Genomic DNA, 15,792 nt, shown 5'->3' with positions numbered 1-15,792 from the left:
CTTGGAGGTAGCCCATGGCCGCACTCACCCTCCGCGAAGTCCTGGACCTCGACCACGTACGCGCCGCCGAGCCCGCACTGCTGGCCGGCGAGAACGCCCTGGACCGCCCGGTGCGCTGGGTCCACTCGAGTGAGGTCTACGAGGGCGCGAACTTCCTCGACGGCGGCGAACTCCTCCTCACCAACGGCTTCGGACTGACCGACGCGGAGGAGGAGGTCCGGCGGCGGTACGTCCGTGAGCTCGCGGCCCGCGGCGCGGCCGGCCTCGCGGTGGAGGTGGGCCGCGCCCTGCCCCACATGCCCGCGGAGGTCGTCGACGAGGCCCGCCGGCTGGGCCTGCCGCTGCTCGCCATGCACCGGGTGGTCCCCTTCGTGCGCATCACGGAGGCGGCGAACCGGGCGATCGTCGCGCGCGGCCTCTCGGGCCGCTCGGCGGTACGCCCCTGGGGCGACGACCACACGACGGCCCTCCTCGCCGACCTGGCCGACCGAGCCCCCCTGAACCAGCCGGAGGTCGAGGCCCGAGCGGCCCTCGCCGACTTCCACCCGGGCCCGGGCGCCCGCCTGATCGGGGTGTCGGTGTCCGGCACGCGTGAGGTGGGCGCGGTGGACCGGGCGGTACGGCTGCTCGGCGGCGGGGCGGGGGTACTGCGGGCGGCGTTTCCGGGGGATGTGCTGGCGCTGGTGGCGTTGCCCGGGGGCGGGAGCGTGGGCCGGGGTGGCAAGGGTGTCGGCGTCGGTGGGGCCGGTCGTGGCGGAGGTGCGGTCGGCCGGTTCGGTTCCGGGGATCCCGTGCGCGCCGTCCAGGAAGCCTTTCGGTCCGCCGCCGACCCGGGTCTCACCGTCGCCGTGGGGCATGCCGTCGACGCCGCGAGCGGCTGGCTGCGCTGGAGTGACACCCTGCGTGCGGCCCGTACGACGCTGGAGCTGGCGCTGACCGTGCCGGCCGCGGAACCCGCCGTCCCCGACGGCCCGTTGGTGACCTCCGCGAGGGCCCTCGCCCTGGAACGCGAGCTGACCCGAGGCGGCATCGACACCAACCGCGACCGGCTCGCGCGGCTGGTGCAGCACACGTTGGGGCCACTGCTGGCGTGGGAGGCGGCCCATCCGAGCGACCTGGTGCGGACGTTGGAGGTGCATCTGCGCCACGGCTGCTCACCGACCCGGACGGCGGCGCTGCTGCACATCGGGCGGCAGTCGCTGTATCAGCGGCTGGAGCGGATCGAGTCCTTGCTGGGGCTGGAGATCGACGATCCGGATCTGCTGGGGGAGTTGCTGCAGGCTGCTTGTGCGCAACGGGTGGTGAGGGGGCACGCTGCGGGTGCGGCGCCGTGGGGGCTGGTGGCGCCCCGCGGCGGAGCCGTAATTGGATACAGCCCCGCGCCCCTCAGGGGCGTTGCGCCTAGCGCAGGGTGACCAGGCTCGGGCCGTTGAAAGGGGCGTAACAGGTCACCGTGGCCGGGGTGCGCAGGGTGTCGTCCTCGGTGAAGAGCTTGCGTGCCGCGTCGAAGGACACCTCGCCGCTGACGACCGGGGCGACGCGGTCGTAGAACTCCCGCGACGGCTCCGGCAGCGGGCTGCCCGGCTCGCCCTCGTCCTCGCCCCACACGTCCCACAGCAGGGTCTCCACCTTGTTGAGCATGGCCAGGTCGAGGCGGATGTTCCCGGCCACGAAGCGTTCGCCCCAGAACGGGCCCTCCTCCGGTGGGTGGAGGCCGAAGGTTCGCTGGTCCGCCCGGTCCTCGCGGATGGCCTGCCATGCCTCGCCCGCTACCAGGAAGCGGTCCCGAGGGACGTCCATCGGGTCGAAGTCCGCTTGCCAGTTGGCGGTGACGGTGGGGTCGGCGAGCTGGGGGTCCGCCAGGAGCCAACCCCGTTTCTCGTCCCAGTACTCGGTGACCACGTGGTCGTAGTGGAAGCCGGTCGGGGCGAAGTAGTCGGCGAAGCCCGAGCGGATGCGGGCCGGGGTGCCCGTGTGGCGCAGGAACGAGCAGTGCAGGAGCGCGAAGTCCCGGCAGATGCCGACGAACCGGTCGCCCACCTCGCGTCGGCGGCCCAGCGGAGCGGCGTCGCGGGCGATCAGGATCCGCAGGATGTCGTCGACGTAGCGGGTCTCGGCGTCGTTGTGGAGGCGGTCGGCCGGGTGGGTGTGGCCGAAGAGCGGGCCCTCCAGGCGGTGGATCAGCAAGTCGCGGGAGATGCGGGCGAGTTCGGCCCGGTCACGCGGTAAGTCGGCGTAGCGGGCGGTCAGTTCGCCGGGGTCGGAGAACGTGCTGTGCGAGGCGTAGAAGTCGAGCGACATGCAGGCCTCCAGGCGGGTGTCATCGACCGCGTGTTCGAATGCGGGTCGGTGGACCACACCGTGTCAAAATTCGCCGCCGATTGTCCAGGGGCTTCTGCCGTTTCGGCGCCCGTGGGAGAACGGGCCGACGGGTAAGCGAATCCCCGGCCCCCGGCGTATACGGGATGTGAAGGAGTTGGAGTTCGCGGAGTTCTATCGCAGCAGTCGGGACGTGTGCCTGCGGGCCGTTCTCGCCGGTGTGGGGGAGCGGCAGCTGGCCGAGGACCTGGTCGCCGAGGCGTTCACGCGGGCGTGGGCTGCGTGGCCCAAGGTCGCCCGGCATCCGGCGCCGCGCGCCTGGGTCGTGCGTACGGCGCTCAACACCCGGGTCTCCTGGTGGCGCCGGCGTCGGCGCGAGGTCGCCCTGGGGGAGGCCCACGACGTCGTGGAGCCGCCGGGCGGGGACTCCGGCGTCGATCCGTCCCTGCTCGCGCTGCTGCGTCGACTGCCGCGCCGCCAGCGGGAAGTGATCGCCTTCCGGGTGTTCCTCGACCTCGACACCGAGGCCACCGCGAAGGCCTTGGGCATCGCGCCCGGCACCGTCACCGCCCACCTCTCCCGGGCCGTCGCGACCCTGCGCGGCCACCTCGTCACCCCGGAGGCCCGAAAATGACCGAGCGGAAAACGCCCGAACAGGAAATCACCGCGTACGACACCGCCGTACTGGACGCCCTGAAGGAGTCGCTGGCCGAGGTCGGCCTGGACACGTCCGTCGAGCAGATCGTCGCCGGTGGACGCGCCCGGCGTCGGCGTCGTCGTATCGGCCTCACCGCCTGTGCCACCGCCGTCGCGGCCGGACTCGCGCTCGGCGTGCCGTCGTACGGGCACCCGTCCACGGCGCCACCCTCCACCGAACTCGCGACCGGTGCGGGCACCGTGCACATCCGTACCGCCGCCTACACCGTCGACAGCCTCAAGGACGGGTCGGTGCGCGTGAGTTGGGACAAGCAGGCCTACTTCGACGACCACGCGGGGCTCGAACGGGCCCTGCACGACGCCGGGTTCCCCGTGATCATCAAGGTCGGCGAGTTCTGCAAGGGGCCGGGCGACGACCAGAAGCTGGACGACTCCGGTGTCGGCGAGGGCGTCGACCAGGTCATGAAGGGGCGGCGCGCGGCCGACGACCGGGTCACCTTCGACTTCCTGCCGGACGCGATGCCCGCCGACACCGAGCTGTTCATCGGGTATCTGACCCCGGAACAGCTGAGGACCACCGACGGCCGCCCGGGGTCTGTGGAGCGCCTCGTCCCCACGGACACGGCGCTGACCTGCTCGACCCAGTTGCCGGACTTCGGCTGACCGGAGGGGGCTGGTGAAGGGTGGGCGGCTGACGGTCGGTTGACCGGCGAGGGTCAGTGAAAGGGGGGCGGCTGACCGTCGGTCGCGTCGCTCAGCCGCCCACCCGCAGCAGCAGCTTCCCCGTGCTCGTCCGTGTGCCCATCAGGCGATGCGCCTCCGCCGCCTCCTCCAGCCCGAACTCCGCCGTGACCGGCAGGGACACCGTCCCGTCCACCGCCTTCGCGAACGCCCGCCCGGCCAGGGCCCGCAGCTCGCCCGGTGCCGTCTGCGCCAGCGTCAGGATCGAGAAGCCGCCCACCGACACCCCGGTCGGATACAGCTCCGGCTGGCCCACGCTCCACGCCGGCGCCGAGCTCGCGTTGCCGAAGGAGACCAGCCGTCCGAAGACCGCGAGGGAGGCGAGGCTCGCGCGGAAGGTCTCGCCGCCGACCGGGTCGAGCGCGAGGTCGACCCCGCGGCCGTCGGTCGCGGCCCGCACCGCCTCCGTGAACTCGGCGACCCCTCCGACGAACACCTCGTCGTACCCGTACTCCCGCGCGTACGCCGCCTTCGCCTCCCCGGACACCACCCCGTACACGGCCCCCGCGCCCGCCGCCTTCGCCAGCTGCCCCACCACCGTGCCGATACCGCCCGCCGCGCCCTGCACCAGCACCGTCTCGCCGGGCTGGAGCCGGCCCAGGGAGTGGACCAGGGCGTACGCCGTCGGCAGTACCGTCGGCAGGGTCGCCGCCGTGCGCAGGTCCACGCCGGACGGGACCGGGAACACGGTGGAGGTGTTCGCGAGGGTCACGTCCGCGTACGCGCCGCCCTCGGTCAGCGCCGTCACCTCCTGGCCGACCGCGAGCCCCTCGACGCCCTCGCCGAGGGCACGGATCCGCCCGGACGCCTCCAGGCCGGGGACGAAGGGGAGGTGCGGCACGCGGTAGCCCTCGGCGCGCGCCTTGAGGTCCGCGAAGTTCACGCCGGTGTACGCGACGTCGATGCTCACCTGGCCGGGGCCCGGTTCGGGGACCTCCGTCTCCACCACCTTCAGGACCTCGGGACCGCCGTACTCCTGGAACTCGACCGCGCGCATGACACAGCACCTTTCGAAGCGACTCGGTGTTCGATGGGAAGCGAACAGTCGGGAGTGTATGGTTCTCATCGAACACTCGGCAAGTGGCCCCACTCGGCACCGTGCGGAAGGAGTCAGCGTGACGCAGCGTACGACCACCTCTCATCGGGCCGCCCCCGAGCACACGCACCCCGAGGACGTCTCCGTGCAGACGGCCCTGGCCGCGCTCGCCGACCCCGTGCGGATCAGCCTCGTCAGGGAACTGGCCGGCTCGGCCGAGTGGTCCCGCAGCTGCGGCAGCTTCGACGTGCCGGTCGGCAAGGCGGCGCTGAGTCATCACTTCGCCGTGCTGCGGGGCGCGGGGCTGGTGGAGCAGCGGGACGAGGGGCCCCGGCGGGTCAACCGGCTGCGCCGGGCCGAGTTCGAGAGCCGTTTCCCGGGTCTGCTGGACCTGGTCCTGAGGGACGACGAGCCCACGGCCTGAACGCTTCCGCCCCCTCCGGCGTCACAGTAGGACCCGGCGTGGAGGAGGGGGCATGAGGAAGCGTTGGCACACGTACATGTGGGCCGGTGTGGTGGTCGCGATCGTCGCCGTGGCCGTCCTGGTGGCCCTGGTCGTGCAGGGGCTGCGCAACATCGGCGCCGACGACGGCGTTCAGTCGAAAGTGAGGGCCGACGCGCCCAAGAAATGCGTCGGCACCCGCCCCGTCGCGAGCCTCCCCGACACCACCGACGGCTCGCCGCTGGAGCGCGTCCTCGCCCACATCGACAAGCTGGCCCGGCAGCAGCCCTACGCGGCCGTCTTCACCGGCCTCTCCGTCGACGAGGACCGGCAGACCGCCGACGTCTGGCGCATCCCCTCCGGCGCCTTCGACGACGAGGTCTGCGGCTCGGCGGTGAAGGGCGTGACCGTCCGCCTGCACGACACCGACGTCGACCGCCGGACCCTGGACCGCCTCTCCGACCGCATCGCCGACGACATCAAGCGCTGGGACGGCACCTTCGACATGCGCGAAGTCGGCGTGGACGAACGGGGATTCGTCCACGTCGGCGTCGACGACCCCGGCACGGCCGCCCCGATCATCGAGAAGGCCTACGGGGAGAGCAACAGCAAGTACATCAAGATCGAGTACGCCGACCAGGCCGAACCGGCCGGCGCCGCCTGAGCCTTCGTCCGGCTTCCGGATGTTCGGTCCGCTCAGGCCTCCACCGTCGCCGGCTGCGCCTTGGGCGCCGTCGCCAGCTTCCATCCCGCGTACAGCACCGCACTCAGCAGGAACCCGACCAGCGGGGTGCTGTCGCCGAAGGACGGCCAGTGCTTCGGGACGTATCCGACGTAGTCCTCCTGGTTGGAGAAGAGCGGGACGGAGACGGCAACGCCGATCAACAGGGCGGCGATTCCGGGCCAGTTGGTGAAGGAACGGTCGGTCAGGCGGGCCGCCAGCTCCTCGTCGGTGGCGGTACGGCCCTGCAGCCACCGCTCCACCAGCACGACCCCGAGCCACGGCGCCACCCAGTACGCGATGACCAGCAGGAACGCCTCATACGCGGCGCCCGCGTCGTCCAGCGACGCCCACGCGGCCGCCGTGCCGGCGATCCCGGAGACCACAACCAGCACGCTGCGGCTGAGCCAGGCCGGGAGGTTCAGGCCGAAGGAGGCGATGGAGATGGCGCCGGAGTAGACGTTGAGGGCGTTCGCGGAGACCGCGCCGAGGATGATTGCGATGAGGACCAGGTCGCCGAGCCAGCCCGGGAGATGACCGGTGAACGCGGCAGTCGGGGTAGCGTCCTTCGGCGAGACGATCGTCGCGGAGGCCGCGCCGATCACCGCGACGACGGCGACGGAGACGAAGAGGCCGACCGCCGGGTACACGATCGTCTTCAACTTGTCCGCCGTACGCGGGAGGTAGCGGGAGTAGTCCGTGGCGTACGGGTTCCAGCCGGCCGCGTAACCCCAGGCCGCGCTGAACGCGAGCAGGAAGCCGCCGACGCCGCCGCCCGTGCCGCCCCCGCCGAGGTCGGCGTCCTTGAAGGTCCACACACCCGCCAGCAGGAAGATCACCGCGAGCGCCGGGAAGGCGTACTTCTCGAAGCTGTGCACGAAGTTGTGGCCGATGAAGCCGATCAGGATCTCGGCGACGACCACGAGGAGGAGGGAGGGCAGCGGCCGCAGTCCGGTGAGGGTGTTGAGGGCGAAGGCAGCGCTCACGCTGTTCACCGCGAACCAGCCGACGCCCGCGACCAGGCCGTTGGCCGCGGACGGCAGGATGTTGCCGCGGTGGCCGAAGGAGAAGCGGCCGATCACCATCTGCGGGACGCCGAAGCGCGGGCCGTCGAGGGACAGCACGCCCTGTGTGACGGCGCCGACCGCGGTGCCGAGCACGATGGCGGCCGTGGCCTGCCAGAAGCTCAGGCCGAAGAAGAGGACCGAGATCACGCCGATGAAGACGGTCGCGAACTCGATGTTGGGGGATGCCCAGGTCCACAGGAGCTGGAGCGGGGAGCCATGGCGTTCGGCGTCGGGGATGGGCTCGGAGCCCGCCGTCTCGACGGCGATGACCTTGTCACCGTATGCGGGGGCGAGGGTGCCGGTGGAGTCGGCGGGAGCAGTCGTCATGCGAGCCAAGTGTCCGGTTCCGACCGGTCCGGGCCCAGAGGCGCTTTGTCCGCACCGGAAGCCCCGGCGGCGTACAACCTGCACGCATCGGCAGCGCCGATGGGGTCATCGGCAGGACGCCCCACTGGCGCGTGGACCAGGACGTATGCCCGCTTCCAGCTTCATGGGCATGACCTCAGAGAACAAGGGCACGGCCCAGCTGACGACCGCGATGGTGCTCTCCGGCACCGTGGGGGCTGCCTGACAATTCCCGTCTGCCGAGCCGGTCGAACAGCTCCACGCCCAGGGACGACTCCAGCGCCCGTACCTGGCCGGTCACGCTGGACAGCCGCAGCTCCATCAGTCGGCCCTGGGCTCCTCGCCGCGCTCCTTGCGGCGCAGCTCCTCCTCGCGGCGGCGCAGGTCGGCCTCCCAGTCCTTGAGGAGGGCCTCGTCCTTCACGTCTTTGGAAGATGCAGCTTCCGCCTTGAGGGACTGGAGGAACTCGGGGTTGTCGTCGGGCGCGACGAACTCCGTGCGGTGGTTGCGGTGCCACTCGGAGGGCGTGGAGCCCCCGGCCGGCGCGTGCTTCACCTTGCCGGCCACCAGCCAGGCGATCGGCCCGACCAGCACCTCGCCGAACAGCAGGATGATGATGACCCAGACGACCTTGGGCAGCCCGCGCACCTGCTCCTCGGGGGTGTTCAGGCAGTCGATGAAGGCGTAGATCCACAACGCCAGGACCAGCAGGAACGGCAGATACCGGAACATGGTGCGCGATCCCCCAAAGACGGTGACGGGGCGCTGTCGGGCCCCGGTGACGGGGTCAGGGTAGCGGGTGGCCGCGACTCCGCCCCCGTCCGCCGGTCAGTGGTGGGGCGAGCGCATCACCTGCCGGATCCGGTCGCTGTCGGTGTGCTGGTGGGGCCGGCGGCCGAGGGCCCGGAGGCCGGCCGCGACGGCCACCGTGGCGACGAGGACGACGATGACCGTCATCGTGGGTCGGCCAGCGCCCGGAACGCCTCCCACCGCACCCGTGGCCGGGGCAGGCCGCGCCGTTCCAGATAGCGCGCGGTGGCCCGCTTGGTCTGGCGCAGCACCCGTACCGCGTCGGTGGGGCGTCCGGAACCCATCGGCTCCACCACCCTGCCGGGGACCAGCAGCCAGCCGTCGCCGGCCTGCCGCAGCTCGCCGCGGACGAGGCTGTTCCGCATGTTGTTGAGCCGCTCGTCGTGCCGGTGCACCAGCAGGGAGGCGGGGCCGGCCGTCATGGCGCAGTCGGCGGGCACCGTCAGCGCGAAGCCCGCGTCCGTCGCCACCGGCCGGGTCCGGGCGAGCACGGGCGCTCCCGTCTTGTCGCAGGCCGCGAGCACCGCGCTCGGGTAGCGGGCGAGCTGCGCGGCCCCGAGTGGAGGCGCGGCGGGCTCCGCCCCGGCGGCCGGCTCCTCCGCGAGCAGGGATGCCAGCGGAGGGCGTACGACGACCTGTTCCGGGGTGACGGTGATGAGCAGGCGCAGGTAGTACCACTCCATCAGGCGCCTGAAGCCGGGGGCGAGATAGGACCGGCTGTGCGGCTGCCGTTCGAAGAGCATCCGCCAGTAGTGCTCGGCGCCCTCCGGTCCCGTCATGATGTCGTCCGGGCACACGGCGAGCCCGCCGACGAAGATCTGCGGAGCGTCCGCGAGGCCGCTGCCGGTGGGGTCGGACCAGAGCAGGGCCACGCGCCCGTCCCGGCGCACGTTCAGGGCCTTCTGCGCGAACGCCAGGGACGTGGTCAGCAGCAGCTTCCCGTCGCCCGTGCGCCGGACCGCGGCGGGCCAGACCAGGGGTGCGCCGTCCCGGCCGAGCGTGACGAACTCGCAGGTCCGGTAGGCGTCCAGGGTGTCGAGGGGCGCGGAGTCGAGCACGGTCACCGGCCCGTCTCCCCGTCCAGCGGGCCGCGCAGGGCACGGCAGGACGCGGCGTACTTCCGCCGGCCGACGAGCCGCCACATCAGGCGGCCGAGGAGCGGGGCCCGGCCGAGGAAGTAGGCGCGTTCCTCGGGTGTCGCGTCCTCCAGGATCGCGCCGACGGCCAGCAGCACCTTGTCCTTGGGCAGCCCCTCAAGACCGCGCCGGCCCACCAGCTCCCATTCGTCGACGGTCAGATGCTCGGCGACCAGCGGCAGCACCAGCCGCTCCTCGTCGTCGAGGTGTTCGAGAAGCACCGTGTGGTGCTCGGCCAGCGCCAGGGCCAGTTCCTCCCGGGCGATGGGGCTCGCCTCCCGCAGCCATGCGGGCAGCCACTCGGCCACCACCGCCAGGGTCCGGTCGATGCGCTGGTGCTGTTCCTCCATCCGCTCGCCCAGCCCGCCGTCCGCGCCCCGCGCGTGCAGCAGGGGCCAGATCAACTCGTCCTCGAGGGAGTGGTGATGGTGCAGGCCCATGACGTAGTCGTCCAGGTGGGCCGCGACCTGGGCCGCGCGGGCCGTGCCGCCGTCCGGCACGGCCCGTACCAGACGGGGAGCCAGCGCCGACTCGCGCCGGAAGACCCGGTGGACGACCACCATCTCGTGTGTGTAGGGCCGTGGGCCCGAGGGTGCGGGGAATGCGGTACTGCGGGACACGCCTGCCTGCTCCAACGATGAGGTTCCGACGAGGAACGCCCACCGTCGCCCGGCGGTCTTGGCGCCCACTTGGCACGGCACTTGGTGCCTCGCCGACCAGGGCGTTTAGTGACCGTTCACGCTCCGCCACCACCGCTCGGGTAGATTCGCGCGGCGTGCTGCGCATACGAGTCCTGGGCTCCCTCGGCGCCGAGGCCGGCGGGCAGCCCGTCGAACTGGGCGCTCCCCGGCAGCGGGCCGTACTCGCGCTGCTGGTCGCGGCCGGCGGGCGGGTGGTGCCCGTCGACCGCATGATCGACGAGCTGTGGCGCGGGGTGCCCCCGGCCAGGGCCACCGTGTCCCTGCACACCTACGTGTCCAACCTGCGCCGCCTGCTGGAGCCGGAGCGGCTCCCGCGCACCCCCGCGTCCGTGCTGGTCACCTCCCCGCCGGGCTATGCCCTGCGGCTGCCCGCCGAGGCGGTGGACGCCTGGTGGTTCGAGGCCCTGGTGTCCCGGGCCCGCAGCGCTCCGCCCGACCGGGCGAGGGAGCTGCTGTCCGAGGCGCTCGGCTGGTGGCGGGGTCCCGCGTTCCTGGAGCACGCGGGCGAACCGTGGGCGGAGTCGGAGGTGGCCCGGCTGACCGAACTGTGCGCCCAGGCCCGCGAACTCGCCGTCGCGGCCGACCTGCGCACCGGACACCCGGCCGAAGCGGTGCCGGCGGCCGAAGTCCTCGTACGGCAGAGCCCGTTGCGGGAGGAGGGCTGGCGGCTGCTCGCCCTCGCCCAGTGGGCCTGCGGACGCCAGGGAGACGCCCTGGCGTCCCTGCGCCGGGCCGCCGCCGTGCTGCGGGAGGAACTCGGCTGCGATCCCGGGCCGGCCCTGGCCGGGCTGGAACACGCCGTCCTCAACCGGCGGCTGGACGTGCTGCGCGCGGCCGTACCGCTCGCCCCGCTGGAGACCGCCCCCGGTGTGCCCGAGGACGAGGGCGGTCTCTTCGTCGGCCGGGAGGCGGAGCTGGGCGCCGCGGCCGCCGCGGCGCGGGCCGCCCGGCGTGCGGGCGGTGTCCTCCTTATCACCGGCGAGGCCGGGGCGGGGAAGTCGGCGCTGCTGGAACGGTTCGCGGGACGGCTGGAGGCGGCGGGGTGGACGGTGGTGGTCGGCCGCTGCCCCGAGTACGAGGGCGCGCCGCCCGCCTGGGCCTGGGTGGAGGCGCTCGGCGCCCTGGCCGGTGTCGTGCCGCCGGCCCGCCCCGAGGAGCTGACCGCCCTGCTCCACGAGCCGGAGACCGTGGCCGCCACGACACGCGACGAGGCCGCCGCGGGCCGCTTCCGTACCCACCGCGCCCTCGCCGCCTGGCTGCGGGACGCGGCCGCCGGACAGCCCCTCGCCGTCGTCCTGGAGGACCTGCACCGCGGCGACGGCGAGACCCTGGCCCTCCTGGAGACGGCCGCCCAGATCACCGGCGTCCCCCTGCTGATCGTGGCCGGCTACCGGCCCGCGGAGGTCGGGGAAGACCTGGTCAAGACCCTCGGCCGGCTCGCGCTGCGGGCCCCGCGGCGCATCGCGCTCGGCGGGCTCTCGGCCCAGGACGTCGCGACCGTCGTCACCGCCGTCTGCGGCGAACCCGTCGACGACGCCACCGTGACCGCCCTCGCCGAACGCACCGGCGGCAACCCCTTCTACGTCCTGGAGAGCGCCCGCCTGCTCGTCGGCGAGGGCGCTCTGGTGGCCGTGTCGGAGGTACCCCAGGGGGTACGGGACGTGCTGCGCAGGCGGCTGGCCCTGCTGCCGGCCGAGGCCCGCTCGGCGCTGCAGCTGGCGGCCGTCGCCGGGACGGAGGCCGAGGTCGCCCTCCTCGTCGACGTGGCCGACGCCGACGAGGACACGGTCCTGGCGGGACTCGACGCCGCGGTGAGAGCGGATCTGCTGACCGAGCCCGCGCTGGGCCGGGTCCGATTCGTGCACGCACTGGTCCGCGACACCCTCTACACCGACCTGTCCGGGGTGCGGCGGGCCCGGCTGCACGACCGCATCGCGCAGGGCCTGCGGCGCCACCGCCCGCACGACCTCGCGGCCCTCGCCTTCCACTTCGCCCGCACGGGCCGTACCGCGAACGCGCCCCTGGCCGTCGACTACGCGCTGCGGGCGGCCGAACTGGCCGAGCGGCGGTACGCGCACGACGTGGCCGTCGAGCTGATCGAGCACGCCCTGCAGGCGCACCGGGCGGCCGATCCCGGGAACGTCTCCCCGGACGACACGGTGGCCCTCTACGTACGGCTGCTGGCGGCGCAGCTGCGGGCCGGGTCCACCGACGCCGCGCGGCACACCCGGCAGCGGGCGGTCGACCTCGCGGTGCGGGCCGGCCGGGACGACCTGGTGGCCGCGGTCTACGGCGCCTGGACCGAGCCCTCGCCCTGGCGCTCCCGGCTGGAGGGGCTCTTCGACCGAACCGCCCTGGCCCGCCTTGAACGGCTCGCCGACGACCCCGCGCTCGACGTCGCGACCCGCGCCCGGGTCCTCCAGGTCCTCGTCGACGCCGTGGCCGCCGAGGAGGCGCCGCGGGCCGTGCGGGCGGCGCACGCGCAACTGGCGCTGGCCCGGGCCGAGGGTGAACCGCGCCTGCTGGCCTCGGCGTTGATGACGTCCGCCAAGCTGTTGCCGCACGAGGCACAGGGCGCGCTGCGCACGCCGCTCGTCGCGGAGCTGCGGCAGCTGGCCGAGGCGCACGACCTGCCGGCCTACCGCTGGGTCTGCGAGCACCTCGACGGCATGACCGCCGCGACCCGCAACGACCCCGACGGGCTGCGCCGGCACAACGCCGAGGCCCTGGAACTGGCCCGCCGCTACCGCATGCTGTGGGCGCAGGGCATCGCCGCCGCGACCTCGGCCATGCTCGCCACGGTCAACGGCCGCTTCGACGAGGCGGAGGCCCGCTACGCCGAGGCCGACGGCCTGCTGCGGCGCGTGGGCGCCCACCACGCCACCGGCCCCCGCACGCTCGGCCTGATCACCATCCGTCTCGCCCAGGGCCGGGCGGCCGACATCGAGGACGTCGTCGACGACCTGTACGCGGAGATCGGCGCCCCGGTCGCGGTGGCCCAGGCGCTTGTCCTGGCCCGCCGGGGACGGCTGGACGAGGCGGCGGCGGTGCCCATCGCGCCCCGGCCGGTGACGGACCACCTCTACGGCGTGGAGCTGGACTACCGCTGCGAACTCGCGGTCCTGCTCGGCGACACGGAGACGGCGGCCATGCTGGTCGGGCATCTGCTGCCGATCCGCGACCAGTTCGCCGGGACGGCCGGCGCCGCCTACGCGACCCGGCCCCTCGCCCACGCCCTCGCCGATCTGTACCGGCTCCTCGGCGAGGACCGGGCCGCGGCCGAGAACTACGCGCTGGCCGAACGCGTCGCCTCCGCCTGGGACTCACCGCACCGCCTCGCCGAGGCACGCCGGGCGGCCGCCGGACGGGAGTGCCGGCGAACCGCCTGAGGGCGGGGCGGGCGTCGGGGGGCCGAGGGGCTCGGCGATACTGGGACGCATGGCTTACGACGATCTTCGCTCCCTGCTCAGGGCACTGGAACGCGAGGGCGACCTCAAGCGTGTCAAGGCCGAGGTCGACCCGTATCTGGAGGTCGGGGAGATCGTCGACCGGGTGCAGAAGTCCGGTGGCCCCGCGCTGCTCTTCGAGAACGTGAAGGGCTCTGCCATGCCCCTCGCGATGAACGTCTTCGGGACCGACCGGCGGCTGCTCAAGGCCCTCGGGCTCAAGTCGTACGAGGAGATCTCCGAGAAGATCGGCGGGCTGCTGCGGCCCGAGCTGCCGCACGGGTTCGTCGGGGTGCGCGAGGCGTTCGGGAAGCTCGGCGCGATGACGCACGTACCGCCGAAGAAGGTGAAGGACGCCCCGGTGCAGGAGGTCGTCCTCACCGGGGACGACGTCGACCTGGACGCGCTGCCCGCCCTGTTCACCTGGCCGCAGGACGGCGGCTCCTTCTTCAACCTCGGGCTCACCCACACCAAGGACCCGGAGACCGGCATCCGGAACCTCGGGCTCTACCGGCTCCAGCGCCACGACCGGCGCACCATCGGCATGCACTGGCAGATCCACAAGGACAGCCGCAACCACTACCAGGTCGCGGCGCGGCGGGGCGAGCGGCTGCCGGTGGCCATCGCCTTCGGCTGTCCCCCGGCCGTCACCTACGCCTCCACGGCTCCCCTCCCCGGCGACATCGACGAGTACCTCTTCGCCGGGTTCATCGCGGGCAAGCGGATCGAGATGGTCGACTGCAAGACCGTGCCGCTCCAGGTCCCGGCGCAGGCGGAGGTCGTGATCGAGGGGTGGCTGGAGCCGGGGGAGATGCTGCCCGAGGGCCCGTTCGGGGACCACACCGGCTTCTACACCCCGCAGGAGCCCTTCCCCGCGCTGAAGATCGACTGCGTGACGATGCGGAAGCGGCCGCTGCTTCAGTCGATCGTCGTAGGCCGCCCCCCGACGGAGGACGGACCCCTCGGCCGTGCGACGGAGCGCTTCTTCCTCCCCCTCCTGAAGATCATCGTGCCGGACATCGTGGACTACCACCTGCCCGAAGCGGGCGGTTTCCACAACTGCGCGATTGTCTCGATCGACAAGAAATACCCCAAGCACGCCCAAAAGGTGATGCACGCTGTCTGGGGGGCACACATGATGTCCCTGACGAAGCTGATCGTGGTCGTGGACTCCGACTGCGACGTCCACGACCTCCACGAGGTCGCGTGGCGGGCCCTCGGCAACACGGACTACGCCCGTGACCTCAGCGTCGTCGAGGGACCGGTGGACCATCTCGACCACGCCTCCTACCAGCAGTTCTGGGGCGGCAAGGCGGGGATCGACGCGACGAAGAAGTGGCCCGAGGAGGGCTACACGCGCGACGGCGGCTGGCCCGACATGGTCCTGTCCGACCCCGATACGGCGGCGAAGGTCGACCGCCGCTGGAAGGAGTACGGCCTTTCATGAGCAGCGCCTCCGCCGCGATCCCGCAGCCAGGACGCACCAAGGCGTTCCTCCGGCTCGTGATGATCGAGCACTCGGTCTTCGCCCTGCCCTTCGCGTACATCGCCGCGCTCACCGCGATGTTCGAGTGGGATCGGAACATCCACTGGGGACGCCTGCTCCTCGTCACCATCTGCATGGTGGGCCTGCGCACCTTCGCGATGGCGGTGAACCGGATCATCGACCGTGAGATCGACGCCCGGAACCCGCGCACCGCGCACCGCGAGCTGGTCACCGGCGCGATGTCGGTCAAGCATGCGTGGACCGGCGCGCTGATCGCGGTCGTCGTCTTCCTCGGCTCGGCGGCCCTGCTCAACCCGCTCTGCCTCGCGCTCGCGCCCGTCGCCGTGATCCCGATGGTGATCTACCCCTACGGCAAGCGGTTCACGAACTTCCCGCAGGCCATCCTCGGACTCGCCCAGGCCATGGGCCCGGTCGGCGGCTGGCTCGCGATCACCGGCGAGTGGTCCTGGGACGCGGTGCTGCTGGGCCTCGCCGTCGGCATCTGGATCGGCGGCTTCGACCTGATCTACGCCTGCCAGGACGTCGAGACCGACCGCGAGATCGGCGTCATGTCGGTCCCGGCCCGCTTCGGCATCCCGGCGGCGATCTGGGGCGCCCGCGTCTGCCACACCCTGACCATGGCCCTCCTCGTCTGGTACGCCGTCGCCACGGACGCGGGCGGCTTCTTCTGGGTGGGCCTGATGATCGTCGCGGCCGCGTTCGTGTACGAGCACAACATCGTCCGCCCGCACGACCTGTCCCGCCTCAACCGCGCCTTCTTCAGCGTCAACGGCTTCATCGGGATCGCCCTGTTCGTGTGCGCGCTGCTGGATCTGCTGGTGCGCGGCCTCACGGTGTGAAGCCGGAGCGACCACCTCGCGCCGC

At 72.8% G+C, this 15,792-nt stretch carries 15 protein-coding genes; 8 read left to right on the top strand and 7 right to left on the bottom strand.

The features are described from left to right. Positions 1-14 precede the first annotated feature (14 nt). Positions 15-1,415: a PucR family transcriptional regulator gene (locus ABZ848_RS14635; protein ID WP_360830714.1), complete on the top strand. Its 1,401-nt coding sequence runs from the start codon at positions 15-17 to the stop codon at positions 1,413-1,415. Here the strand turns inward: ABZ848_RS14635 and ABZ848_RS14630 are convergent. Further along, entirely contained in the window at positions 1,402-2,301 is a 900-nt protein-coding gene (locus ABZ848_RS14630) for a transglutaminase-like domain-containing protein (RefSeq protein WP_360830711.1), read from the bottom strand. The genes ABZ848_RS14635 and ABZ848_RS14630 overlap by 14 nt on opposite strands. A gap of 166 nt (positions 2,302-2,467) precedes the next feature. Here ABZ848_RS14630 and ABZ848_RS14625 point away from each other — a divergent pair, with 166 nt between their 5' ends. Continuing rightward, positions 2,468-2,953 carry a sigma-70 family RNA polymerase sigma factor gene (locus tag ABZ848_RS14625; RefSeq protein ID WP_360830709.1) on the top strand — a complete coding sequence of 162 codons (486 nt, stop codon included), beginning with the start codon at positions 2,468-2,470 and terminating at the stop codon, positions 2,951-2,953. Beyond that, the gene (locus tag ABZ848_RS14620; protein WP_360830706.1) at positions 2,950-3,639 is read left to right on the top strand and encodes a hypothetical protein; all 690 of its coding nucleotides are present in this window, start codon (positions 2,950-2,952) and stop codon (positions 3,637-3,639) included. The genes ABZ848_RS14625 and ABZ848_RS14620 overlap by 4 nt, the downstream gene beginning before the upstream one ends. Before the next feature lie 91 nt (positions 3,640-3,730). Here ABZ848_RS14620 and ABZ848_RS14615 read toward each other — a convergent pair whose 3' ends face one another. Continuing rightward, on the bottom strand, positions 3,731-4,714 hold the full coding sequence (locus tag ABZ848_RS14615; RefSeq protein WP_360830703.1) for a zinc-binding dehydrogenase: 984 nt from the start codon (positions 4,712-4,714) through the stop codon (positions 3,731-3,733). A 118-nt stretch (positions 4,715-4,832) separates the two neighbouring features. Here ABZ848_RS14615 and ABZ848_RS14610 point away from each other — a divergent pair, with 118 nt between their 5' ends. Both ABZ848_RS14610 and ABZ848_RS14605 read left to right on the top strand, forming a co-directional pair. Beyond that, complete coding sequence (locus tag ABZ848_RS14610) at positions 4,833-5,177, top strand: transcriptional regulator (RefSeq protein ID WP_360830700.1); 345 nt, start codon at positions 4,833-4,835, stop codon at positions 5,175-5,177. Positions 5,178-5,229: 52 nt separating this feature from the next. Continuing rightward, positions 5,230-5,859 carry a hypothetical protein gene (locus tag ABZ848_RS14605; protein WP_360830697.1) on the top strand — a complete coding sequence of 210 codons (630 nt, stop codon included), beginning with the start codon at positions 5,230-5,232 and terminating at the stop codon, positions 5,857-5,859. A 32-nt stretch (positions 5,860-5,891) separates the two neighbouring features. Here the strand turns inward: ABZ848_RS14605 and ABZ848_RS14600 are convergent, their stop codons facing one another. From ABZ848_RS14600 to ABZ848_RS14580, 5 genes are all read right to left on the bottom strand, one after another. Next, positions 5,892-7,310 (bottom strand): cytosine permease, encoded by a 1,419-nt coding sequence (locus ABZ848_RS14600; protein ID WP_360830694.1) that lies wholly within the window; start codon positions 7,308-7,310, stop codon positions 5,892-5,894. A 339-nt stretch (positions 7,311-7,649) separates the two neighbouring features. Further along, positions 7,650-8,060: a PLD nuclease N-terminal domain-containing protein gene (locus tag ABZ848_RS14595; RefSeq protein ID WP_360830691.1), complete on the bottom strand. Its 411-nt coding sequence runs from the start codon at positions 8,058-8,060 to the stop codon at positions 7,650-7,652. Between the two features lie 96 nt (positions 8,061-8,156). After that, positions 8,157-8,285, bottom strand: coding sequence for a hypothetical protein (locus ABZ848_RS14590; protein WP_360830688.1), 129 nt, complete (start codon positions 8,283-8,285; stop codon positions 8,157-8,159). Continuing rightward, a complete protein-coding gene (locus ABZ848_RS14585) occupies positions 8,282-9,202 on the bottom strand; it encodes a pyridoxamine 5'-phosphate oxidase (RefSeq protein ID WP_360830685.1) in 921 nt (306 codons plus the stop codon). The genes ABZ848_RS14590 and ABZ848_RS14585 overlap by 4 nt, the downstream gene beginning before the upstream one ends. Then, positions 9,199-9,837, bottom strand: a complete 639-nt coding sequence (locus ABZ848_RS14580; RefSeq protein ID WP_360830682.1) for a hemerythrin domain-containing protein — start codon at positions 9,835-9,837, stop codon at positions 9,199-9,201. Before ABZ848_RS14580 ends, ABZ848_RS14585 begins: the two co-directional genes overlap by 4 nt. Before the next feature lie 212 nt (positions 9,838-10,049). Here ABZ848_RS14580 and ABZ848_RS14575 point away from each other — a divergent pair, with 212 nt between their 5' ends. From ABZ848_RS14575 to mqnP, 3 genes are read left to right on the top strand one after another with little or no spacing between them, the layout of a single operon-like run. Beyond that, a complete protein-coding gene (locus tag ABZ848_RS14575; protein WP_360830679.1) occupies positions 10,050-13,364 on the top strand; it encodes a BTAD domain-containing putative transcriptional regulator in 3,315 nt (1,104 codons plus the stop codon). A 49-nt stretch (positions 13,365-13,413) separates the two neighbouring features. After that, entirely contained in the window at positions 13,414-14,868 is a 1,455-nt protein-coding gene (locus ABZ848_RS14570; protein ID WP_360830676.1) for a menaquinone biosynthesis decarboxylase, read from the top strand. Further along, entirely contained in the window at positions 14,865-15,767 is a 903-nt protein-coding gene (mqnP, locus tag ABZ848_RS14565; protein ID WP_360830673.1) for a menaquinone biosynthesis prenyltransferase MqnP, read from the top strand. The genes ABZ848_RS14570 and mqnP overlap by 4 nt, the downstream gene beginning before the upstream one ends. Positions 15,768-15,792 lie beyond the last annotated feature (25 nt).

It is taken from the genome of Streptomyces sp. NPDC047081, assembly GCF_040643775.1.
Classification (GTDB): domain Bacteria; phylum Actinomycetota; class Actinomycetes; order Streptomycetales; family Streptomycetaceae; genus Streptomyces.
Note: the sequence above shows the minus strand (reverse complement) of the source record. Positions and strands in the feature narration are given on the sequence as shown.